This is a genomic window from Vibrio sp. 1401, assembly GCF_033340295.1.
On the sequence record NZ_JAWOWF010000586.1, the window covers coordinates 1 to 590 of the forward strand.

Sequence of the window (590 nt, forward strand, 5' to 3'; positions counted from 1 at the left end):
TAAAACCTTGAAGAGGGCCTCCAGCCAATAGACCGCCTTGCGCTGATACTACTAAACTAGCACGTAAGCCCAGTACATCCAGCACGCTTTGACGAAGGTTATCACGCGCTACAGCAAGGTTAGAAAGGTTCAAGTAAGCAAGAACGTTCGCATTTGCCGATCGTTGTTCGTCTAGGCTACGTGTACCGTGGATTGGAAGATCGATAGCGATAACAGCTACGCCAGCCTGCACCATATTAAAAGCAAATGCATACGCGTTTTCTTTCGCTGAGGTGATACCGTGTTGGTAGATCACCACGTCTTTCGCTACACCATTTTGAGGAGTAAACAGTAAGAACTCGACATTTTCTAAAGACTTAACCGCAGGAACAGGAGAGTAACGAGTAATAACTCGCTCACTATCCAATTGTGTACCGTCGTTTAAGTACAGTTTCGAGCCTACCAGTTTTAGCTGCTCTGTTGGATCTGTTGCCAGCTTGCTAACGTCTACAGGAGAGCTTGCGAAAACGCCAGAAGAAAGCTGCTGAACCATGTTCGCTTGTTCTGCTGGATCGGTAAGTGCTGCGTTTAGCTTCGCTAGGCTTGGCATC

General features: G+C 47.3%; 1 pseudogene. It reads right to left on the bottom strand.

The window, feature by feature from the left end:
* Positions 1-590, bottom strand: a pseudogene (locus tag R7Z77_RS26985) (lipase); the annotation flags it as partial.